Source organism: Halopseudomonas sp., from assembly GCF_036961105.1.
In the GTDB taxonomy this organism is placed as follows: Bacteria; Pseudomonadota; Gammaproteobacteria; order Pseudomonadales; family Pseudomonadaceae; genus Halopseudomonas.
The window spans coordinates 24,115-45,932 of sequence record NZ_JBALWW010000020.1; the positions used below are offsets into that span (position 1 = coordinate 24,115).

The following is a 21,818-nucleotide window of genomic DNA, read 5'->3' on the forward strand; positions in this document are numbered from 1 at the left end:
ATCCAGCTAAAGCAATACCGGCAATTGGCCGCGCACCTCAAGCCCAGCGGGCGTGGGCCAGACCGACCAGGCCAATACCTCGACCCCTGCAGCCACGGCCGCTCGCAGCAGACGGCCATACTGCGGATCGATCTCATCTGCCGGTCTCACCCACTCTATGCCCGAGTGCATGACGCAGAACAACAGACAGGCACGGCGGCCACTGGCGGCAATTTCGCTGAGTTCCAGCAAGTGCTTCTGCCCACGCAAACTGACCGCATCTGGAAAAGCCCCTTCACCGCCACCCAGCGCCAGCGTCACACTCTTGACCTCAACCACACACTCGCCCGGGTCCGACAGCACAAAGTCAAAACGGCTACCACCGGCGCGCAGACAGACTTCTGCCCGCTGCCTTTCATAGCCGGCCAGCGGCAGGATTCGCCCCGCGCGCAACGCCGCTGCGACAACCTTGTTGGCCCGCGCACTGTGAATGCAGGCCAGCTCGCCGGGCGCCACTTCCACCAGCTCCCAACTGCCCGGCAGCTTGCGACCGGGCTTGCTTTCCAGGCGCAACCAGACGCGGTCGCCCGGCTGCCCGCAGTTGCGCATGGAGCCGGTATTCGGGCAATGCACTGTCAGCTCGCTGCCATCCACCAGCTCTACATCGGCAAGAAAGCGTTTGTAGCGCCTGATCAGGCGTGCGGGGGTTAGTGCCAGCTCGAAGGGAATCAGCATGCCGGCCAGGTTCGCAGCGCCCGCGCGAGCCGCTCAACGCCCTGCTCCAGTCGCTCCAGCGAGGTAGTGTAGGCAAAGCGCAGATGCTCATGCGCGCGATGCTGACCAAAGTCGAGGCCCGGCGTCAGCGCCAGAAACTCGCTGTCGATCACATGCTCGCACAGCCGCTGGCTGTCGCCACCCAGCGCCTGCATATCGGCGTAGAGATAAAAGGCACCCTGCGGCGTCAGCGGGATATTGAAGCCGAGTTCGCGCAGCGCCGGTAACAGGAAGTCCCGACGCACCTGAAAGGCGTGCCGACGCACTTCGCATATCTCCAGACTTTCCTCACCGAAGGCTGCCAGTGCTGCCCGCTGCGCCATGTGCGGAGCGCAGATGTAGAGATTCTGCGCCAGTTTTTCCAGAGCTGGTACCGCGGCCTCGGGCGCTACCAGCCAGCCGAGCCGCCAACCGGTCATGCCAAAGTATTTGGAGAAACTGTTGAGCACAAAGGCATCGTCGGCCACGTTCAGGGCCGAGCAGGCATCCACGCCGTAGGTGAGGCCATGATAGATCTCATCCACAATCAGCTCGGCACCCAGGCGACCACAGCAAGCGGCAAGCGCCGCCAGCTCAAGCTTGCTCAACAGCGTACCGGTCGGGTTGGCCGGTGAGGCTGCCAGCACCGCAACGCAGTCACTGTCCCAGTGCTGCTCTACGAGCTGCGGGGTAAGTTGATAGCCGGTTTCCGGGCCGGTCGGCACCAGTACCGCACGGCCTTCCACCAAACGCAGAAAGTGGCGATTGCAGGGATAGGCGGGGTCGGCCATCAGCACCTTTTTGCCCGGCTCCACCAGCAGAGCGCTGATCAGCAGCAAGGCCGCCGACCCGCCGGGCGTGATCACTACCCGCGCCGGATCCAGATCTACGCCGTAGCGGCGCGCATACAGACCGGCAACCGCTTGTCGCAGTGCCGGCAGTCCAAGCGCCGGCGTATACCCGGTGTGCCCCGCCGCCAGTGCTTGCTGACCCGCCCGGACAATAGGCTCGGGGGTGGTAAAGTCCGGCTCGCCAATCTCCATATGAATGACATCGCGTCCTGCGGCTTCAAGCTCTCTGGCTCGCGCCAGGACCGCCATGACATGGAAAGGCTGGATGTCCTGAACCCGGCGGGTCCAGCGCTGTTGCGGCATAAATTGTCCTGAACTAACTGAATGTGCGGCGATCATAACTTGCCGGAGACCGGTCTGCAGCGCAGAGCACACAAGCCATTGCACCTTCTGGCGCTAAACAGTAGCGCAGGTGATCAGCTTCTGGTAGCTTTGCCCGCTTGCAGGCCCTTGGCCAAGTCATTCAGGTTGTGTATGTGGGACCTGAAACAGGAAGATAGAGCAAAAAGTGAGGCGGTTCTCATGCCCAGCAATGCCAAGCAAAAAACATCAATGTTGATCCGCGGCTTCGTCCCTTATGTAGAAAAGAAGGGCGAGGAATATATGAACGAGCAGCAGCTCGAGCATTTTGCCAACATCCTCAATACCTGGAAGCAGGAATTGATGGAAGAGGTTGACCGCACCGTGCACCACATGCAGGACGAAGCAGCCAACTTCCCTGATCCGGCCGACCGTGCCAGCCAGGAAGAAGAGTTCAGCCTTGAACTGCGTGCCCGTGATCGTGAGCGCAAGCTGATCAAGAAGATCGACCAGACTCTGCAGCGCATCGAAGAAGACGATTATGGCTTCTGTGATTCCTGTGGTGTCGAGATCGGCATCCGTCGTCTTGAAGCGCGCCCTACTGCCACCCTCTGCATCGATTGCAAGACGCTGGCAGAAATCAAGGAAAAGCAGGTCGGCAGCTAAGCCTTCCGCGCCCCCTGAATCGCAGGCTGCCGCTGTGCAGTCTGCGCTCGTCTCTCGCCTGACCGGCCGATATGTCTTCAGCAGCCCCCTACGTCGGACGTTTCGCCCCTACTCCCAGCGGTCATCTGCACTTTGGTTCACTGGTTGCTGCGCTTGCCAGCTATCTGGACGCACGCCATCAGCAAGGCCAGTGGCTGATTCGCGTCGAAGACCTGGACCAGCCTCGCAGCATTCCCGGCGCCAGCGCGCAGATTATCCAGACCCTGGCGTGTTACGGCATGCACAGCGATGGGAAGATCCTCTACCAGCAAGACCGACTGGAGCTCTACGAGGCGCAAACAGAACTATGGCTGAGCGAAGGCAAAGCCTATTACTGTGACTGCTCGCGGCGCGATCTGGCGGAGTTCGAGGGCATCTATCCCGGCACCTGCCGTGATCGCGGGTTACCGGCTGCGACCAACCACGCGGTACGGCTAACAGTGCCGGATCAGCCGATTACCACCCTGGACCGCCTGCAACCCGCCTTCACCCAGAACCTGGCCACGAGCCTGGGCGATTTCATCATTCGCCGCCGAGACGGTATCTATGCCTATCAATTGGCCGTGGTGCTGGACGATATCGCCCAGGGCGTAACCGATGTGGTGCGTGGCGCCGATCTGCTGGACTCTACCCCGCGCCAGCAATGGCTATATCAACTACTGGGCCAGCCGTTGCCGCGCTATCTGCATATTCCCCTGCTGCTGCGCGCCGACGGCGAGAAGCTCAGCAAGCGCCTGGGCTCCACGCCGCTGGATCACGCCAAGGCACCTGCCGAACTCTTTCGGGCGCTGCAGGCCCTGGCTCAGCAACCGCCGGATGCGTTGCGCGATGCGAGTGTCGCCGAGCAGCTGCAATGGGCCACTGCGCACTGGCAACCACAGCGCCTGAGCGCCGCACCCAGCCTGCCGCCAGACCCGCTGTTTGGCTGATGCCCTTGGCAAGGGACAGCCGCCTGATTACCATCAGTGCCTGACCCAAGCGGCCACACGCTCGGCGGCCGCCCGCAACCCAATGGATACCCATGTATATCTACCGCCTGGTACTGCTGCTGGTAATCGGTATCTACCTGTTCTCACCAGCCATCATGGACTGGTGGATAGAACCCCAGGGGGCCTGGTACCGCCCCTATGTGCTATGGCTGATTCTGATTATCGCCGGCATGCTGCTACAGAGTCCGAAAGATGCCGATGAGCTTTGATCTGAGTCAGCTGCTGCTGATCAGTATTGGTTACCTGATTGTGCTGTTTGGCGTGGCCTGGGTAACCGAACACGGTTGGGTGCCAAGAGCCGTGTTGCGTCACCCGGCCATCTACACACTGTCGCTCGGGGTATATGCCAGCGCCTGGGCGTTCTACGGCACCGTCGGCCTGGCCTACCAGTACGGCTATGGCTTCCTTACCTATTATCTGGGCGTGTGCGGAGCCTTTCTGCTGGCGCCCGTGCTGCTCAACCCCATCTTGCGCATTACCCGCACTTATCAGCTGTCTTCGCTCGCCGACCTGTTTTCCTTCCGATTTCGCAGTACCTGGGCCGGCACCCTGACCACAGTCTTTATGCTGGTGGGCGTGTTACCGCTGCTGGCGCTGCAGATCCAGGCGGTGGCGGACTCGGTGCAGATACTCACCCAGCAATCGGGCCATGGCTCAGTCGCGCTGGGCTTCTGCGTGTTGATCACGTTGTTCGCGATTCTCTTCGGTGCGCGCCACATCTCCGCCCGCGAAAAGCACGAAGGCCTGGTGATCGCCATTGCCTTCGAGTCTCTGGTGAAGCTGATTTCCATCGGCGCAATCGGCCTGTACGCGCTCTACGTGGTGTTTGACGGCCCGGCCGGTCTGCAGCTCTGGCTCGACAGCAACCAGGAAGCGCTCACCACACTGCACACACCGCTGCAGGAAGGCCCCTGGCGCACGCTCCTGCTGGTATTTTTCTCGGCTGCTTTCGTCATGCCGCACATGTACCACATGGCTTTCACTGAAAACCTCAACCCGCGTGCACTGGGCACAGCCAGTTGGGGGCTGCCGCTGTTTCTGCTGCTGATGAGCCTGGCGGTGCCGCCGATTCTCTGGGCCGGCCTGCATCTTGGCGTACCCACCAATCCGGAATACTTCTCGCTCGGCCTGGGCGTTGCCGCCGGCTCGGAGTGGTTATCTCTGCTGGCCTTTGTCGGCGGCCTGTCGGCGGCCAGCGGCCTGATCATAGTGGTGACTCTGGCGCTGTCGGGCATGGTCCTCAACCATATGGTGCTACCGCTGTATCAGCCCAGCGCCGATAACAATATCTACCGCTGGCTGCTCTGGACTCGGCGCACCCTCATAGCCGCCATCATCATGGCCAGCTACGGCTTCTACCGGTTGTTGGGCGCCGAGCAGGATCTGGCCAACCTGGGCATTGCCTCTTTTGTCGCCACGGTGCAGTTTCTGCCCGGCACGCTCTCGGTGCTCTACTGGCCGCAGGCCAACCGGCGCGGCTTCATCAGCGGCCTGATTGCCGGCATGCTGGTCTGGGCCGTGACCCTGCTGCTACCGCTGGTCACCAGCCTGCCCGGCCTGCAATTGTTTGGCCTGACACTGAGTTTCAACGCCGATACCTGGCACCTGGCCGCTATCAGTTCGCTGGCGGTCAACGTAGTAGTGCTCACGCTCATTTCCCTGTTTACCCAACGCAGCAATGAAGAACAGAGCGCCGCCGAAGCCTGCTCGGTCGACAACGTCAGCCGTCCGCAGCGTATGGAGTTGATGGCGTCTTCGCCGCAGGAATTTGCCCAGCAACTGGCCAAGCCGCTGGGTAACAAGACCGCCCAGTATGAAGTGGAGCAGGCACTGCGCGATCTCAAGCTGCCCTTTGACGAGCGCCGTCCCTACGCCTTGCGCCGGCTGCGTGATCGGCTGGAGGCCAACCTGTCCGGGCTGATGGGCCCCTCGGTGGCCCAGGACATCATCGAGACCTTCCTGCCGTTCAAGATGGGACGCGATGGTTACGTGACCGAAGATATCCACTTCATCGAGAACCGGCTGGAGGACTATCACTCGCGCCTGACCGGCCTGGCCGCCGAGCTCGACGCCTTGCGCCGCTACCATCGCCAGACCCTGCAGGATCTCCCCATGGGCGTCTGCTCTCTGGCCCAGGACAACGAAGTGCTGATGTGGAACCGCGCCATGCAGGCGCTTACCGGCATCGAGGCCGACAGCGTCATCGGCTCGCGCTTGACCAGCCTGGCCGGCCCCTGGGGCGAGTTGCTCGAGCGTTTTGTCGAAGACCAGTCATCGCATCTGCATAAACAGAAACTGGTGATCGACGGCCAGACTCAATGGCTCAGCCTGCACAAGGCGGCCATCGACGAGCCCGGCTATGTCGGCGGCAGCGGCCTGGTACTGCTGATCGAGGATCAGACCGAGAACCAGATGCTGGAGGAAGAGCTGATGCACTCCGAGCGTCTGGCCTCGATTGGCCGACTGGCTGCGGGCGTGGCCCACGAGATCGGCAATCCGATTACCGGCATTGCCTGCCTGGCACAGAACCTGCGCGACGAATCCGAACAACTGGAAGCGCGCGAGGCCTCCGAGCAGATCATCGAGCAGACCCGCCGGGTCTCCCGCATTGTGCAATCGCTGGTCAACTTTGCCCACGTGGGCAGCCGCCACCAGAACCCCAACGAAGAAGTGGATCTGGCGGCCTGCACCAACGAGGCCGTTCACCTATTGTCGCTTAACCGACAGGGCCCCGAGGTCAAGTATGTTAATCTGTGCAACCCGGCGCATCGGGTTTCCGGTGATTCGCAGCGTCTGGTGCAGGTACTCATCAACCTGCTGGGCAATGCCCGCGATGCCAGCAGCAATGGCGACAGCATTACCATCAGCACCCAGGAAAACGAACATCAGGTACTGCTGCAGATCGAAGATCAGGGCAGCGGCATCGACAAGGAAATAATGGATCGGCTATTCGAGCCTTTCTTCACCACCAAGGAGCCGGGGACCGGGACCGGGCTTGGATTGGCTCTGGTCTACTCCATCATCGAAGAGCATTATGGGCAGATAACCATCGACAGCCCAGTCGAGCATACATCCCAGCGCGGCACCCGCTTTACCATTACCCTGCCGCGTTACAGCAACATCGGTAACGGCGCCAACGCCTGAAGCATCATCCGGCGCCGTCACGCATGAGGTTTACATGTCACACATACTGGTAGTTGAAGACGAAGCCATTATCCGCACCGCTCTAAAGCGTCTGCTGGAGCGGCACCAATACCAGGTCAAGGAAGCCGGTTCCGTCAGCGAAACGGAGCAATACGATCTGAATACGTTCGATCTGATCATCAGCGATTTGCGTCTGCCGGGCGACCCCGGCACCGAGATGATCAAGCGCGCACCCGACACCCCGGTGCTGATCATGACCAGTTACGCCAGCCTGCGCTCGGCGGTCGACTCCATGAAACTGGGCGCGGTGGACTACATTGCCAAACCCTTCGATCACGATGAAATGGTCGAAACCGTGCAACGCATCATTGCCGCCCGCAGCCAGCGCCAGCAGGCGCAGGCCAGTGCCAGCGCCGCTCCAGCCAGTGCCAAGCCCGCTGCGGCAGCAAAACCCCCGACCGTGCCCGGCGATGGCCACGACATGGGCATCATCGGCTCCTGCGAATCCATGCAGACGCTGTTCAAGCGCATCAGCAAGGTCGCGCCTACCGATTCCACCGTGCTGATTCAGGGCGAATCCGGCACTGGCAAGGAACTGGTCGCCCGCGCCATGCACGAGCGCTCGCAGCGTGCCAAGGCGCCGCTGATCTCGGTCAACTGCGCAGCCATTCCCGAAACCCTGATCGAGTCCGAACTCTTTGGCCATGAAAAAGGCTCCTTTACCGGGGCCACGGCCGGCCGTACCGGCCTGGTCGAGGCTGCCGATGGCGGCACTCTGTTCCTGGACGAGATTGGTGAGCTGCCGCTGGAAGCCCAGGCACGCCTGCTGCGCGTATTGCAGGAGGGCGAGATTCGCCGGGTCGGTTCGGTGCAGTCGCACAGGGTCGACGTGCGCCTGGTAGCAGCTACCCACCGAGACCTGAAAACCATGGCGCGCCAGGGGCTGTTCCGTGAGGATCTGTTCTACCGCCTCAACGTCATCGAGCTGCGCTTGCCGCCACTGCGTGACCGTGGCGCAGACGTACTGCTGATTGCCGAAGCATTGCTGGAAAGAGCCGCCAACAACGTGAGCCAGCAAGGGCTGCATTTCAGCGACGATGCTCGCCACGCGATCCTCAACTACACCTGGCCCGGCAACGTGCGCGAGCTGGAGAACGCCATTGAGCGCTCTGCCATCCTGTGCGATCACGACGAGATCACTGCAGACCTGCTCGGCATTGAGCTGGACGCCGAGTACGAGCGCGCCTCGGAAGCGGCCAGTGCGCTACAGAACATGCAACACAATGACCACCCCGGTCAGGAACCGGCTGAAGATCTGTCGCTGGAAGATTACTTTCAGCACTTCGTGCTGGAGCATCAGGAGCACATGACCGAAACCCAACTGGCACACAAACTGGGGATCAGCCGCAAATGTCTGTGGGAACGGCGCCAACGCCTGGGCATTCCGCGCAAGAAAACGGCCAACAGCTAGCGCCCTCGCGACCCTGCAAGCCGTTCTTTCCCGCCCCAATTTTTGACTGTTTTGGAGCCTTGCGAAGGCTCCGACACGGGCAAGCAACCCTTGAGCCAGAGCGTTTTTCTTGCCCAAGCAAGGATCTGCTACTACCGAGTGTTACCTGTTACCCACCCTCAACCCGCCAAACTGTTACCGTCGCCACGGGAACAGGTAACACTTTTGCGAGGCTTACGGTAACAACCGGCGGAGTAACACCCGGGTAGCAAAACCCGGAAAAACACCAAGGCATTGTTTTTTAAAGACTTTCAAAAACTGGCACGGCAAATGCTTTATATCCAGTACAACAACAATAAAAACCAAAGCAAATAACAAAAATAATATTCGACTCCACACACAACAAAAACAAAACGTGAGAGACGCAGCAAACTGATTTTTTTGGAGAATAGCAGTCAGATCGCGAGCAGGATGCTCTGTTGGACAGGAGAAAAATAAAAGTTGCCTAAGCAACCTACCGTCCAAAGCCATATGCAGGCCGATACTGAACCTAAGCTTCCAAAGCAATCCGTTTGGTTTAGACAACCCGGGATGGGTTAATCGCATGGCGGCATTTGCCGCTGCTGTGAAGAAAAAGAATATAGCTCTTATAACAACAATAAAAATACCATTAGGGGGAGTGAATGCTCCCCTTGAGCTTTCTCTCCTTGCTTGTCCCCCCCTATCGCACCACCCCGTAACGCCCCACATCCTTGCTCCATATCCTATTGTTCCTTACCTTTCAAGCCATTTCAGGCTAGAATGCTCGCCAATTGAGACAATCCAGCGCATGCCCGAACACCCTGTTATGTGGTTCCGGCGAGCACAGCTGACACTCATACATTCATTCTATTGCCCTTGGTCGCCAGCACGCCGGCGCGCGGGCATTGACGGGCCGTTGGAAAACCAACCTTTATGATTCGGAAGCTGTTGCAGAAAATACCCTCCCCGTTCGGCTTGCCACAGCGCAAGCGGACTACCCCGACTGTCATTCCTGCCAGCCAGCACAACCTGCGCCGCGAGCGCCTGAGCCGGCATGCGGTCACCGTGGTGGAGCGTCTGCAACAGGCCGGCTACCAGGCTTTCGCGGTGGGTGGCTGCGTTCGCGACTTATTGCTGAACATCGAGCCCAAGGACTTTGACGTCGCCACCAGCGCCACGCCGGAGCAGGTACGGGCGACCTTCCGCAACTCGCGTCTCATTGGCCGCCGCTTCAAACTGGCGCACGTGCATTTCGGCCGTGAAATCATCGAAGTGGCCACCTTCCGCGCCAACCATGAAGAAGAGACCAGCGCCGAGCAGTCGCGCCAGAGCGAGTCGGGCAGATTGCTGCGTGATAACGTTTACGGCACCTTTGAACAGGACGCCCAACGCCGCGATTTCACCATCAACGCGCTGTACTACGACGTAACCAGCGGCCAGATTCACGACTACGCCAATGGCCTGCACGATATCCGCAACCAGCTGATTCGTCTCATCGGCCAGCCCGAACAGCGCTATCAGGAAGACCCAGTGCGCATGCTGCGCGCCATCCGCTTCGCCGGCAAACTGGGTTTCGAGATAGAGCCGCATACCGCTGCCCCCATCGAATCCATGGCGCCGCTGCTGCACGATATTCCGGCCGCACGGCTATTTGACGAAGTGCTCAAGCTGTTGATGAGCGGTCAGGGTCAGCGCACTTTTGACCTGCTGTATGAGTACGACCTGTTTGCGCCGCTGTTCCCCGATACCGATGAAGCCATCATCGATCGCCCCGACTACACCCTGACACTGGTGCGCCAGGCGCTGGCCAATACCGACGAGCGCATCGCGCAAGGCAAGCCGGTCACTCCAGCGTTTCTGTTTGCCGCGCTGTTGTGGCCGGCCCTGCCGCAGCGCGTCCGCGATCTGGAAGAACAGGGTATCCCGAGCATCCCGGCACACCAGCAGGCCGCGCACGAACTGCTTGCCGAACAATGCCGCCACACCGCCATACCCAAGCGCTTCAGTATTCCCATGCGCGAGATCTGGGACATGCAGCCGCGCCTGGAGCGGCGCAGTGGCAAACGCGCCGACCAGATGCTCGAGCATCCGCGCTTTCGCGCCGCCTATGATTTTCTATTGTTGCGCGAAAGCGCGGGCGAGCAGACTGATGGCCTGGGCCACTGGTGGACGCTGTATCAGGACGCCAGCGGCGAGGAGCGCCGGAGCATGATACGTGAGCTGGGCGCAGACAAGAGCGCGCCCAAGCGTTCGCGTTCACGCGGACGTCGCAAGCCCCGTAGCAATGCTTCCTCGGACAGCTGATGATCCGTTGCTACATAGGGCTGGGCAGCAATCAGGCTGACCCGCAGGCGCAGGTGCAGGCTGCCTGCGTCGCTCTGGCGCGTATCCCGCATACCCGGTTCGCCGCTTGCTCCTCGCTGTACCGCAGCGCCCCCATGGGCCCACAGGACCAGCCGAGCTACGTCAACGCCGTGGTGGCGCTGGACACCGATCTGGCAGCGGAGCAACTGCTCGATGCGCTACAACAGATAGAGCAGCAGCAGGGCCGGGTACGCAAGGCCGAGCGCTGGGGCCCGCGCACGCTGGATCTGGACATACTGCTGTTCGGTGACCAGCAGATCAACAGCCCCCGTTTGCAGGTGCCGCACTATCACATGCACGCCCGCGCCTTCGTGCTTTACCCGCTGGCTGAGCTGCAACCCGAGCTGCAAATGCCGGATGGCACTGGGCTAAAGCAGTTACTCGCCGCCTGCCCACGCGGTGATCTGCAGACATTGGCGGTTTTTATACAACAGCCTGATGCGCAAACGGGCTTGACACCCAAACCCTGATACGTAGGATGCCGTTCTCTGACGAGCCCGTGCACCCAGTCGTGGCGGCGGGAGTCCGAACGGTATTTGCGGCATCAAGACTATACTCATCAGGTGCAATCAATCCTGAGTATGCAGAGCGCAACGGTGCGGTCCTATCCCACCGCAGCGCCCCCTGAACCAGCGCCTCCGCGAGGCCGAAACACTGGAACCTGCCATGCCTGACGTAACCCTGACCACGCTGAACAAGCTGAAGCAGAGCGGCGAAAAGATTGTTTGCCTGACTGCTTACGATGCGACCTTTGCCCATCTGGAAAGTACCGTCGGGGTCGAAGTCATGCTAGTGGGCGACTCCCTCGGCATGGTGCTGCAGGGACACGACAGCACCCTGCCGGTGAGTGTGGACGACATGGCCTACCACACCCAATCCGTCAAGCGCGGCAATCGCGGCGCGCTGATCATGGCCGACCTGCCCTTCATGGCCTACGCCACACTGGAAGAGGCACTGCGCAACAGTGCGCAACTGATGCGCGCTGGCGCCCATATGGTCAAGCTGGAGGGTGGCAGTTGGCTGGCTGAGAGCATCAGCGTGCTCAGCCGCAACGGCATTCCGGTGTGCGCGCACATGGGTCTTACACCGCAGACCGTCAACATTCTCGGCGGCTACAAGGTGCAGGGCCGTGAAGAGGCCCAGGCAAAGGCGCTGCTGGACGATGCCCTGGCGCTGGAAGCGGCGGGCGCAAGCATGCTGCTGCTCGAATGTGTGCCGCCAGCGCTGGCCAATCGCATCACCGCCGCGGTCAGCGTACCGGTCATCGGTATTGGCGCCGGCAGCGGCACCGATGGCCAGGTGCTGGTGGTACACGACATGCTTGGCCTCTCCATCAGCGGACGCTTGCCACGTTTCGTGAAAAACTTCATGATCGGCCAGACAGACATCGCCAGCGCTATTCGCGCCTATGTCGATGCGGTAAAACAGGTCGAATTTCCAGCAGCTGAACACGAGTTCTGAACCCATGAACACCCTGCACACCATTGCGCAGCTGCGCGCTGCGGTCAGTCGTGCCCGCCAGGAAGGCAAGCGCATCGGTCTGGTTCCCACCATGGGCAACCTGCACGCAGGCCACATCGCGCTGGTCGAAAAGGCGCTGCAGCGCACCGATTATGTGGTGGTCAGCATCTTCGTCAACCCCATGCAGTTCGGCGCCGGCGAAGACCTCGACAGCTACCCGCGCACCCTGCCGGAGGATCAGGCCAAGCTGCACGAGATCGGCACCCACATGATCTTTGCGCCGAATGTCAGCGAAATGTATCCCGAAGGCATGGACGGCCACACCCGCGTTGCCGTCCCGGTGGTTTCCGAAGGCCTCTGCGGCTCCAGCCGGCCGGGTCACTTCGAAGGCGTTGCCACCGTGGTCAGCAAACTGCTGAACATAGTGCAGCCGGACCTGGCGATCTTCGGTCAGAAGGATTTTCAGCAATTGGCGGTTATCCGCAAGATGGCGCACGACCTGTGCATGCCGGTGCAGATCATGGGCGAGCCCACCGTGCGCGCCGCCGATGGCCTGGCGCTGTCGTCCCGCAACGGCTACCTGAGCGCCGAACAGCGCGCTGCCGCGCCGCAGCTGTATCACAACCTGCAGCAGATCGCCGCCAAACTGCAAGCCGGGCGCCGCGACTTTGCCGCCGTCATCGAAGAAGCTCGGCAACAGCTGGTCGCTGCCGGCCTGCAACCGGACTACCTCGACCTGCGTGATGCCCACAGCCTGCAACCGGCCGATGAGCAGACACTGGAGCTGGTCGCCCTGGCTGCCGCCCATCTGGGCAAGACCCGCCTGATCGACAACCTGCAGTTCACCCTGAACTGACCCCTTCAAGCCGGCGGCGGCCCTGCGCTGCCGGCTTGGGCATATTGCCCGCCCCTCTGCACTACTCGCATCCGCGCCCGCACCCGCATCTCATACCAAAGAAGGGTTGAATCCCGCTCGGTGATATCCGACGCTATATGGCATGTAATGCACGCCCGCCTATACTTCAGGGCCGTGTTCAGGTCGCGGCTGCCCGTGTCTATTCCGGTCGAGACCGCGACTGCCTGACTTCAATAACAACAGGGAACCACCCATGTACAAGATCGAAAACCACAAGGTATCGGACGCTGCACGCGCGGTGAGCCATCTTGATGAAGCCGGTTACGAGCGCATGTATCGCCAGTCACTGGAGCAGCCGGATCAGTTCTGGGCCGAGCAGGCCGAACGTTTTCTGACCTGGGACAAGCCCTGGAGCAAGGTTCATCAGAGCGATCTGAGCAAGGGCGAAGCGGCCTGGTTTATCGACGGCAAGCTGAATGTCAGCGTCAACTGCATCGACCGTCATCTGGCCGAGCGCGGCGATGCCACCGCCATCATCTGGGAAGGCGACAACCCGGAAGACGACGCCCGCATCAGCTACCGCGAGCTACATGAAAAGGTCTGCCGTCTGGCCAATGTGCTCAAGGCCCGCGGCGTGAAGAAAGGCGATCGCGTCTGCCTCTACATGCCGATGATACCGGAGGCAGCCTACGCCATGCTGGCCTGCGCGCGCATTGGCGCAGTGCACTCGGTGGTCTTTGGTGGTTTCTCGCCGGATGCCGTGCGCGACCGCATTCTCGACTCCGACTGCCAGGCCGTGATCACTGCCGATGAAGGCGTACGTGGCGGCAAGGCCGTAGCGCTGAAGAGCAGCGTGGAAAAAGCCCTGAAGGACTGCCCCAACGTGCATACCGTAGTCACGGTGAAGCGTACCGGTGCGGATATCCCCTGGAATGAAAACCGCGATATCTGGTACCACGAAGCCATCGCAGCGGTCAGCGCCGATTGCCCGGCCGAGCCAATGGACAGCGAAGATCCGCTGTTCATCCTCTACACCTCCGGCTCTACCGGCAAACCCAAGGGCGTGCTGCACACCACCGGTGGCTACTTGCTGATGGCGTCCATGACCCATCACTACGTGTTCGACTACCATCCAGGTGAAGTCTACTGGTGCACCGCCGATGTCGGCTGGATCACCGGCCATTCCTATATCGTCTATGGCCCGCTGTGCAACGGCGCCACCACGCTACTGTTCGAGGGCGTGCCCACCTACCCGGATGCGTCGCGCTGCTGGCAGGTGATCGACAAGCACCAGGTCAATATTTTCTACACTGCGCCTACCGCGCTGCGCGCGCTCATGGCCAAAGGCAACGAGCCGGTCAGGAGCAGCTCGCGCGCCAGCCTGCGTCTGCTTGGCACCGTCGGCGAGCCGATCAACCCCGAGGCCTGGGAATGGTATTTTGATGTCGTCGGCGAGCGCCGCTGCCCGATCGTCGATACCTGGTGGCAGACCGAAACCGGCGCCGCCATGATCACCCCGCTGCCCGGCAGCACCGATCTGAAACCCGGCTCAGCCACGCGCCCCTTCTTCGGTGTGGAACCGGCCCTGTACGACCCCGAAGGCAACGAACTGGAAGGCCCCGCCAGCGGCAACCTGGTGATCAAGCGCTCCTGGCCGAGCCAGATTCGCACCGTCTACGGCGATCACCAACGCTTGGTTGACACCTACTTCAGCACCTACAAGGGCGTCTACTTCACCGGCGATGGCGCACGCCGCGACGAAGATGGCTACTACTGGATCACCGGCCGCGTGGACGACGTGCTCAACGTTTCCGGCCACCGCATCGGCACCGCCGAGGTCGAGAGTGCCCTGGTGCTGCACGACGCAGTGGCCGAAGCGGCGGTGGTCGGCTGCCCGCACGACATCAAGGGCCAGTGCCTGTACGTGTATGTCTCGCCGATGAATGGCGTGACGCCATCCGATGAACTGGTCAAGGAACTGAAGAGCTTCGTGGCCGATCAGGTGGGCGCCTTTGCCCGCCCCGAATACATCCAGTGGGCACCGGGACTGCCCAAGACCAGGTCGGGCAAGATCATGCGGCGCATTCTGCGCAAGATCGCCTGCGATGAGCTCGACAGCCTGGGCGACACATCTACCCTGGCCGACCCTTCGGTGGTGGACGACCTGATTGCCAACCGATTGAATCAGGCCTGAGACAACTTGTCGTGAACCTTGCCCGCCTCTATGCTTGTGCACTCGCAAAAAGTGCCGCATAGAGGAGCTGTTCATGCAAGAGGTCGTAATTGTTGCCGCCACCCGTACTGCCATCGGCAGCTTTGGGGGCCAGTTCGCCCATGTTCCCGCCCACGAACTGGGCGCAACTGTTATCCGCGCCCTGCTGGAGCAAAGCCAGATTGACCCGGCCATTGTCGATGAGGTCATCCTCGGCCAGGTACTCACTGCGGGCTGTGGCCAGAATCCGGCCCGCCAGGCGGCCATTCATGCCGGCCTACCCCATGCGGTTCCCGCGCTTACCCTGAACAAGGTCTGTGGCTCCGGCCTCAAGGCACTGCATCTGGCTGCCCAGGCGATTCGCTGCGGCGATGCCGAGGTGATGATTGCTGGCGGTCAGGAATCCATGAGTCTGTCCCCCCACCTGATCCCGACCTCACGTACCGGCCAGCGCATGGGCCACGGTCAGATGATCGACAGCATGATCCAGGACGGTCTGTGGGACGCTTTCAACAACTACCACATGGGCATTACCGCCGAAAACCTGGTCGACAAATACAGCATCAGCCGCGAAGAGCAGGACGCCTTTGCCGCTGCCTCGCAGCAGAAAGCCGTCGCCGCGCAGCAGGCCGGCCGCTTTGACCGGGAAATTACCCCGGTAAGCATCCCGCAGCGCAAGGGCGATGCCGTGATCGTCACCCAGGACGAACAACCCCGCGACGGTACCAGCGCCGAAAGTCTTGGCCGCCTCAAGCCCGCCTTCAAGAAGGACGGCTCGGTGACTGCCGGCAACGCGTCCAGCCTGAACGATGGCGCCGCCGCCGTATTGATGATGAGCGCCGACAAAGCGAAAGAACTGGGGCTGCCGGTGCTGGCACGCATCGCCGCCTACGCCAATGCCGGCGTCGACCCCGCCATCATGGGCATTGGTCCGGTCTCGGCCACCCAGCGCTGCCTGGCCAAGGCCGGCTGGCAGATTGCCGATCTGGACCTGATCGAAGCCAACGAAGCCTTCGCCGCCCAAGCCCTGGCTGTCAGCCGCGAGCTGCAGTGGGACATGGACAAGGTCAACGTCAACGGCGGCGCCATTGCGCTGGGTCACCCGATTGGCGCCTCCGGCTGCCGCGTGCTGGTCACCTTGCTGCACAGCATGCTGGAACGCGACGTCAAGAAAGGGCTGGCCACACTCTGCATCGGAGGCGGCCAAGGTGTTGCCCTGGCGCTCGAGCGCGACTGACTCCAACCGCAACGGCCTCGGGGCGCAGCCAGCGCCCCGGCGGCTTATGCCGCTCCTTCTTCCTGCTGGCTATTGCGCTGGCGCACTGAACTGAAAACCGCCCATCCTGTCCTATGCTTCACTAAGGCGCCCGGCAAACAACGGCGCGATAACGATCCAGAGAATCATCAAGACAAGGGCTCCCCATGGATAGCCAGCCGCTTTCAGCCGTCCCCTCACATCAGCCCGTCTATATTGTCGACGGCGCCCGCACGCCCTTCCTCAAGGCACGCGGCAAACCCGGCCCCTTCACCCCGGTAGACCTTGCGGTCCAATGCGGCCGGCCATTGCTGATGCGTCAGGCACTCGATCCCACGGCTTTCGACCAGGTGATCCTGGGTTGCGTGAATGTGGTCTCCGAAGAAATGAACCCCGCCCGGGTCGCAGCGCTCCGCCTGGGCATGGGTGCGCAGATGCCGGCCTTCACCGTGCAGATAAACTGCGGCTCGGGCATGCAGTCGATCGATACCGGCTACCGCTACATCCGCGACGGCGGCGCCGATCTGATTCTGGCCGGTGGCGCTGAAGCGCTCAGCCACGCGCCGCTGCTGTTTCGGCAAAGCGCCGTCGACTGGTTTGCCAGCCTCAATCAGGCGCGCAGCCTGCCTGCTCGCCTCAAGGCGCTGGCCCGCTTTCGTCCCGCTTTCATGCAACCGGTAATCGGCCTGGAGCGCGGTCTGACCGACCCCATAGTCGGGCTCAACATGGGCCAGACCGCCGAGGTGGTGGCGCAGCTGTTCGGCATCGACCGCGAGTCAGCCGATGCCTATGCCCTGACTAGCCACCAGCGGCTGGCGGCCGCGCAGGAGGCCGGCTGGTTGAAGGACGAGATAATGCCCCTGTTCGACAACCAGGGCCGCCAGTACAGCCAGGATGACGGCGTGCGTGCCGACAACTCGATGGACGCACTGGCCAGGCTCAAACCGGTATTCGAAAAGCCTTACGGCCAGGTTACCGCCGGCAACAGCTCGCAGATTACCGACGGCGCCAGTTGGGTGATTCTGGCCTCCGAGCAGGCACTGATAAGGCATAACCTGATTCCCAAGGCGGTGATCGTCGACAGCCACTGGTCTGCTCTGGATCCGGAGATCATGGGCCTGGGTCCGGTACTCAGCAGCACGGCGTTGCTGCAGCGCCATGGGCATCAACTGGCGGATATCGACCTCTGGGAAATCAACGAAGCCTTTGCCGCTCAGGTACTCGCCTGCCTGGAAGCCTGGCAGAATGCGCCCTTCTGCAAGAAGGTGCTGGGGCTTGAAGACGCCCTGGGCCGCCTCGACCCCGCGCGCCTGAACGTGGATGGCGGCGCCATCAGCCTGGGCCATCCGGTGGGCACCAGCGGCAATCGCATTGTTTTGCATCTGGTCAATGCGCTGCAGCGCCACGGCCTGCGCCGCGGCATTGCCACTGAATGCATCGGCGGCGGCCAGTCAGGCGCCATGCTGATCGAAACACTTTAAGGAGCCCAGCCAATGAACGCCCCCGTCCTCGAAGCCCTGGCACCCCGGCGCATGGAACTTGGTCCTTTCAGTGTTGGCGAACTCAAGTCCGGCAGCCGCCAATGGCAGCACTGGCATCTCAAGCGCGACGAACAGAACGTTGCCTGGCTGCTGATGGACAAGGCCGACAGCAGCGCCAATGTGTTGTCGGAGGCGGTACTGCGGGAGCTCAGCCAGGTCATTGCCGCGTTGAAAAGCGACATGCCCACTGCGCTGGTAATACGCTCGGCCAAACCCGGCAGCTTCTGCGTCGGCGCCGACATCAAGGAGTTTCGCCAGCTCAAGACCGAACCAGACGTCATCAATCAACTGGTTGAGGCGCACCTGCTGGCACAGCAGCTGGTGGATCTGGATTGTCCCACCATCGCCATTATCCACGGCGCCGCGCTGGGCGGCGGGCTGGAACTGGCGCTGTGCTGCGATTACCGCCTGGCAGTCAAGGGCGCCACCTTCGGCGTGCCCGAAGTGCTGCTGGGGCTGCATCCTGGGCTGGGCGGCACCGCCCGCCTGCCGGATTTGATCGACCCGTTGGTGGCCATGGAGATGATGCTCACCGGGCGCACGATTCACGATGCCCAGGCCAGCAAACTTGGACTGATCGATCAACTTCTGGAAGAGCGCCATCTGCGCAACGCCGTAGCGGCGGTATTGAATGATCAGGTCGCGGTAGACCGGAGCAACCTGCGCGCCCGTCCCTTCCGGCTGGACTGGGTGCGCCGCCTGGCTGCCTGGCGCATGCGCAAGCAAGCGGACAGCAAGGCGCCGCCGCAGCACTATCCAGCGCCGCACGCCCTGATCAAGCTGTGGCAGCGCCACGGCAACAGCCCGGATCAGGCGCTGCATCGCGAAATCTACTCCTTCGCCCATCTGCTCAACACGCCCACCTCGCGCAACCTGGTACGGGTATTCTTTCTGCGCGAGCAGCTCAAGGCACTGGGCGATCCGGGCAAGGGAATGCACAAACCGGCGCCAGTGCTGCATGTGCACGTGATTGGTGCCGGCGCTATGGGCGCAGACATTGCCGCCTGGTGCGCCTTGCAGGGTCTGCGTGTGAGCCTGTTCGACACCCAGGCGAAAACCATAGGCGCGGCGGTGCAGAAACTGGCCGCGCTCTGCCAGAAGAAACACCGCAGTCCGGCGCAAACCCGCGACATTCTAGACAACCTGATACCCGACCCCAACAACTGCGGCGTAGCGGTCGCCGACCTGGTGCTCGAGGCGGTGCCCGAAGACCTGGAGATCAAGCGCAAGGTCTATGCCGAGGTGGAGCCACGGATGAAACGTGATGCCATCCTCGCCACCAATACCTCCAGCATCGCGCTGGAAAAACTGCGCGAAGGTCTGGCCGATGCCGGGCGCCTGGTGGGCATTCACTTCTTCAACCCCGTGGCGCAGATGCAGCTGGTCGAGGTGGTGGCCCATTCCACCGCACGCAGCAGCGCAGTGGAACGGGCCACCACCTTCGTCGGCCAGATCAACCGCTTGCCGGCGCCGGTTGCCAGCGCGCCCGGCTTTCTGGTCAATCGGGCGCTCACGCCCTATCTGGTGGAGGCCATCTGTCTGCTGGATGAGGGCCTGAGCGCCGAGGCGATAGATCAGGTTGCCATCGATTTCGGCATGCCCATGGGCCCACTCGAGCTGGCCGATCAAGTCGGCCTGGATATCTGCGTGGGCGTGGCCGATATGCTGCGCGAGCAGCTCGACAACAAGCTGCCAGAAACGCCCGACTGGCTGCGCAAGAAAGTGGAAAAAGACGAGTTGGGGCGCAAGAGCGGGAAAGGCATCTACCGCTGGAAGCACGGCGAGGTGCAGAAAAAGCACCGCCGCAAACAGGCCCCCCGCGGCACCCAGGAGCGACTACTGCTGCCCATGCTCAATGCCTGCATGGCCTGCCTGCGTGAGCAGGTGATCGATGACGCCGATCAGTTGGATGGCGCCATGATCTTCGCTACCGGCTTTCCGCCTTTCCGTGGCGGTCCCATGCACTACGCCGGGCAACTGGGCTTTGATACCGTGGCAGCGCAGCTACAGGAGCTGAGCGACAAGCACGGCCCGCGCTTTGCCCCTGATCCCGGCTGGACCACCACAAGCGATGAGTGAGCTACCGCACTGCTTCCAGGATGCCGAGGCGCTGGTCGATGCCATACTGCAGCGCCTGGGCAACACCCTGGTGGTGGGCCTGCCGCTGGGTCTGGGCAAGGCCAACCACCTGATCAATGCGCTTTACCGGCGCGCGCGCGACAACGCCGAGATATCCCTGACTATCTGTACCGCGCTCACGCTCGAAGCTCCGAGCGCCAGCAGCGACCTGGAGCAAGGTTTTATCGGCCCGCTGTCAGCGCGGCTGTTTGCAGACTACCCGGCGCTGGAATATGCAGGGGCGCTGCGCAAGGGCACACTGCCCCACAACGTCCGCGTGCGCGAATTCTTCCTGCGCCCCGGCGGTTGGCTCGGCGTGCCCCAGGCGCAGCAGGATTACACCAGCCTCAATTACACCCACGCGCTGGACACCCTGCTGCGCTGGCAGGTAAATCTGATTCTGCAGTTGGTGGCCCCCGGAGCGCCCGCCGCGCATGGCCAACCGGGACGCTACAGCCTGAGCTGCAACCCCGATATCAGCGCCGATCTGCTCGACCGGCGTCAATCAGGCGAGCTGAAGCTGCTCAGTGTTGGCCAGATCAATCACGCCCTGCCCTACATGGGCGGCGCGGCTGACCGCCCGGCGGCGGATTTCGACTTGATACTGCAAAGTCCGCAATACGAGTTCCCGCTGTTTACTCCGCCGCATAGCCCGGCTGCACTCAAGCACCACGCCATTGGCCTGCGTGTAGCCAGCCTGATACCCGACGGCGGCACCCTGCAGATTGGTATCGGCTCGATTGGTGATGCCATTGCCAATGCGCTGCGTCTGCGCCAGCAGCAACCGCTCGACTTTCAGCAGCTGCTGCAATTGCTGGAATCACCACAGGCCCTGAAAACCCGACATCGCGACCCCTTTGTGCTTGGCCTGTACGGGGTCACCGAAATGCTGGTCGAAGGCTTCCTGGCCTTGATCGAGGCGGGCGTCATCAAGCGTGAAGTAAACGGCAAGCTGATTCACGCCGGGTTCTTTATCGGCAGCCCGATACTCTATGAGACGCTGCAACGTCTGCCCGCAGAAACCCGCGACAAGATCGCCATGATGCCGGTGTCCTTCACCAACAGCCTGTATGGCAATGAAGAAGACAAGCGTGAGGCGCGCCAGCAGGCGCGTTTTATCAATAGCGCGCTGATGGTCAGCCTGAGCGGTGCGGTCACCTCCGACGGCCTGGCCGACGGACAGGTGATCAGTGGTGTGGGCGGTCAGTACGACTTCATCGCCCAGGCCTTTGCCTTGAACGACGCGCGCGCCATCATCACCCTGCCAGCCACCCGTACCCACAAGGGCAAAGTGAGTTCCAATATCTGTTGGCAGTATCCGCATACCACCATCCCCAGGCATCTGCGCGATATGGTGGTCACCGAGTACGGTGTGGCCGACCTGCGCGACAAGAGCGACGCCGAGGTGATGGATGCCATGCTCTCGATATGCGATGCGCGTTTTCAGGAGGCACTGATGGCGCAGGCGCAGCGGGCCGGAAAACTGCCAGCCGATTACCGCTTGCCGGCCAGCTATGGCCGCAATACACCGGAACAACTGGCGCAATTACTCGCTGAAAGCCAACGCCAGGGCCTGCTGCCGGCCTTTCCGCTGGGCAGCGGCCTGAGCGCTGAAGAAGAAGACCTGGCCCAGGCGTTGAGCGAGTTGAAAACGCAGGTCGGTAGCAAACGGGCCCTGCTAGCTACCCTCTGCAGCGGCCTGCGAAAGGACGCTGGGGTCAGGCAGCAGGCGGCGCTGCAGCGCATGCAGCTGGAGCGGCCCAAGGGGTTGCGTCAGAGAATCTACCGCCTGTTGCTGCTGGCAACGCTGCCAGGCTGA

17 protein-coding genes are annotated in these 21,818 nt (G+C 61.9%); 14 read left to right on the forward strand and 3 right to left on the reverse strand.

All coding sequences use genetic code 11. The features are described 5' to 3' along the window. Positions 1–6: 6 nt before the first annotated feature. Positions 7–708, reverse strand: a complete 702-nt coding sequence (gene sfsA, locus V7756_RS15690) for a DNA/RNA nuclease SfsA (RefSeq protein WP_442909017.1) — start codon at positions 706–708, stop codon at positions 7–9. Then, positions 708–1,886, reverse strand: coding sequence for a pyridoxal phosphate-dependent aminotransferase (locus V7756_RS15695; protein ID WP_335611140.1), 1,179 nt, complete (start codon positions 1,884–1,886; stop codon positions 708–710). Before V7756_RS15695 ends, sfsA begins: the two co-directional genes overlap by 1 nt. Before the next feature lie 219 nt (positions 1,887–2,105). Between V7756_RS15695 and dksA the strand changes: the two genes are divergently transcribed. The 5 genes from dksA to V7756_RS15720 all read left to right on the forward strand — a co-directional run bounded on the left by dksA (position 2,106) and on the right by V7756_RS15720 (position 8,192). Next, a complete protein-coding gene (dksA, locus tag V7756_RS15700) occupies positions 2,106–2,549 on the forward strand; it encodes an RNA polymerase-binding protein DksA (protein ID WP_335611141.1) in 444 nt (147 codons plus the stop codon). Positions 2,550–2,620: 71 nt separating this feature from the next. Then, positions 2,621–3,517 carry a tRNA glutamyl-Q(34) synthetase GluQRS gene (gluQRS, locus tag V7756_RS15705; RefSeq protein ID WP_335611142.1) on the forward strand — a complete coding sequence of 299 codons (897 nt, stop codon included), beginning with the start codon at positions 2,621–2,623 and terminating at the stop codon, positions 3,515–3,517. Positions 3,518–3,609: 92 nt separating this feature from the next. Further along, positions 3,610–3,786, forward strand: coding sequence for a hypothetical protein (locus V7756_RS15710; RefSeq protein ID WP_090475058.1), 177 nt, complete (start codon positions 3,610–3,612; stop codon positions 3,784–3,786). Then, complete coding sequence (locus tag V7756_RS15715; RefSeq protein WP_335611143.1) at positions 3,770–6,721, forward strand: sensor histidine kinase; 2,952 nt, start codon at positions 3,770–3,772, stop codon at positions 6,719–6,721. The genes V7756_RS15710 and V7756_RS15715 overlap by 17 nt, the downstream gene beginning before the upstream one ends. A gap of 34 nt (positions 6,722–6,755) precedes the next feature. Beyond that, a complete protein-coding gene (locus V7756_RS15720; protein ID WP_335611144.1) occupies positions 6,756–8,192 on the forward strand; it encodes a sigma-54-dependent transcriptional regulator in 1,437 nt (478 codons plus the stop codon). Positions 8,193–8,405: 213 nt separating this feature from the next. On the opposite strand, the gene V7756_RS15725 is transcribed toward V7756_RS15720, so the two are convergent. Next, positions 8,406–8,921 carry a hypothetical protein gene (locus V7756_RS15725; RefSeq protein ID WP_335611145.1) on the reverse strand — a complete coding sequence of 172 codons (516 nt, stop codon included), beginning with the start codon at positions 8,919–8,921 and terminating at the stop codon, positions 8,406–8,408. A 204-nt stretch (positions 8,922–9,125) separates the two neighbouring features. On the opposite strand from V7756_RS15725, the gene V7756_RS15730 reads away from it, so the two are divergent. The 9 genes from V7756_RS15730 (at position 9,126) to V7756_RS15770 (ending at position 21,818) form a co-directional block, all read left to right on the forward strand. Then, the gene (locus V7756_RS15730; protein ID WP_335611146.1) at positions 9,126–10,496 is read left to right on the forward strand and encodes a polynucleotide adenylyltransferase PcnB; all 1,371 of its coding nucleotides are present in this window, start codon (positions 9,126–9,128) and stop codon (positions 10,494–10,496) included. After that, the gene (gene folK / locus V7756_RS15735) at positions 10,496–11,026 is read left to right on the forward strand and encodes a 2-amino-4-hydroxy-6-hydroxymethyldihydropteridine diphosphokinase (RefSeq protein ID WP_335611147.1); all 531 of its coding nucleotides are present in this window, start codon (positions 10,496–10,498) and stop codon (positions 11,024–11,026) included. The genes V7756_RS15730 and folK overlap by 1 nt, the downstream gene beginning before the upstream one ends. 196 nt (positions 11,027–11,222) lie before the next feature. Further along, positions 11,223–12,017, forward strand: coding sequence for a 3-methyl-2-oxobutanoate hydroxymethyltransferase (gene panB / locus V7756_RS15740; RefSeq protein ID WP_335611148.1), 795 nt, complete (start codon positions 11,223–11,225; stop codon positions 12,015–12,017). A 4-nt stretch (positions 12,018–12,021) separates the two neighbouring features. Continuing rightward, positions 12,022–12,873, forward strand: coding sequence for a pantoate--beta-alanine ligase (panC, locus tag V7756_RS15745; protein WP_335611149.1), 852 nt, complete (start codon positions 12,022–12,024; stop codon positions 12,871–12,873). Positions 12,874–13,126: 253 nt separating this feature from the next. Further along, positions 13,127–15,067: an acetate--CoA ligase gene (gene acs / locus V7756_RS15750; RefSeq protein WP_335611150.1), complete on the forward strand. Its 1,941-nt coding sequence runs from the start codon at positions 13,127–13,129 to the stop codon at positions 15,065–15,067. A gap of 73 nt (positions 15,068–15,140) precedes the next feature. After that, a complete protein-coding gene (locus tag V7756_RS15755) occupies positions 15,141–16,322 on the forward strand; it encodes an acetyl-CoA C-acetyltransferase (protein ID WP_335611151.1) in 1,182 nt (393 codons plus the stop codon). Positions 16,323–16,507: 185 nt separating this feature from the next. Next, a complete protein-coding gene (locus V7756_RS15760; RefSeq protein WP_335611152.1) occupies positions 16,508–17,821 on the forward strand; it encodes an acetyl-CoA C-acetyltransferase in 1,314 nt (437 codons plus the stop codon). A 12-nt stretch (positions 17,822–17,833) separates the two neighbouring features. Further along, complete coding sequence (locus V7756_RS15765) at positions 17,834–19,960, forward strand: 3-hydroxyacyl-CoA dehydrogenase NAD-binding domain-containing protein (RefSeq protein WP_335611153.1); 2,127 nt, start codon at positions 17,834–17,836, stop codon at positions 19,958–19,960. Further along, complete coding sequence (locus V7756_RS15770) at positions 19,953–21,818, forward strand: acetyl-CoA hydrolase/transferase C-terminal domain-containing protein (protein WP_335611154.1); 1,866 nt, start codon at positions 19,953–19,955, stop codon at positions 21,816–21,818. The genes V7756_RS15765 and V7756_RS15770 overlap by 8 nt, the downstream gene beginning before the upstream one ends.

Excerpts from the sequence above, each read along its gene's own strand:
- V7756_RS15710 (WP_090475058.1), top strand. The coding sequence starts at position 3,610 with ATGTATATCTACCGCCTGGTACTGCTGCTGGTAATCGGTATCTACCTG.
- V7756_RS15720 (WP_335611144.1), top strand. The coding sequence starts at position 6,756 with ATGTCACACATACTGGTAGTTGAAGACGAAGCCATTATCCGCACCGCT.
- acs (WP_335611150.1), top strand. The coding sequence starts at position 13,127 with ATGTACAAGATCGAAAACCACAAGGTATCGGACGCTGCACGCGCGGTG.
- dksA (WP_335611141.1), top strand. The coding sequence starts at position 2,106 with ATGCCCAGCAATGCCAAGCAAAAAACATCAATGTTGATCCGCGGCTTC.
- panB (WP_335611148.1), top strand. The coding sequence starts at position 11,223 with ATGCCTGACGTAACCCTGACCACGCTGAACAAGCTGAAGCAGAGCGGC.
- gluQRS (WP_335611142.1), top strand. The coding sequence starts at position 2,621 with ATGTCTTCAGCAGCCCCCTACGTCGGACGTTTCGCCCCTACTCCCAGC.
- V7756_RS15695 (WP_335611140.1), bottom strand. The coding sequence starts at position 1,886 with ATGCCGCAACAGCGCTGGACCCGCCGGGTTCAGGACATCCAGCCTTTC.
- V7756_RS15755 (WP_335611151.1), top strand. The coding sequence starts at position 15,141 with ATGCAAGAGGTCGTAATTGTTGCCGCCACCCGTACTGCCATCGGCAGC.
- V7756_RS15725 (WP_335611145.1), bottom strand. The coding sequence starts at position 8,921 with ATGTGGGGCGTTACGGGGTGGTGCGATAGGGGGGGACAAGCAAGGAGA.
- V7756_RS15760 (WP_335611152.1), top strand. The coding sequence starts at position 16,508 with ATGGATAGCCAGCCGCTTTCAGCCGTCCCCTCACATCAGCCCGTCTAT.
- V7756_RS15765 (WP_335611153.1), top strand. The coding sequence starts at position 17,834 with ATGAACGCCCCCGTCCTCGAAGCCCTGGCACCCCGGCGCATGGAACTT.
- folK (WP_335611147.1), top strand. The coding sequence starts at position 10,496 with ATGATCCGTTGCTACATAGGGCTGGGCAGCAATCAGGCTGACCCGCAG.
- V7756_RS15715 (WP_335611143.1), top strand. The coding sequence starts at position 3,770 with ATGCCGATGAGCTTTGATCTGAGTCAGCTGCTGCTGATCAGTATTGGT.
- V7756_RS15730 (WP_335611146.1), top strand. The coding sequence starts at position 9,126 with ATGATTCGGAAGCTGTTGCAGAAAATACCCTCCCCGTTCGGCTTGCCA.
- V7756_RS15770 (WP_335611154.1), top strand. The coding sequence starts at position 19,953 with ATGAGTGAGCTACCGCACTGCTTCCAGGATGCCGAGGCGCTGGTCGAT.
- panC (WP_335611149.1), top strand. The coding sequence starts at position 12,022 with ATGAACACCCTGCACACCATTGCGCAGCTGCGCGCTGCGGTCAGTCGT.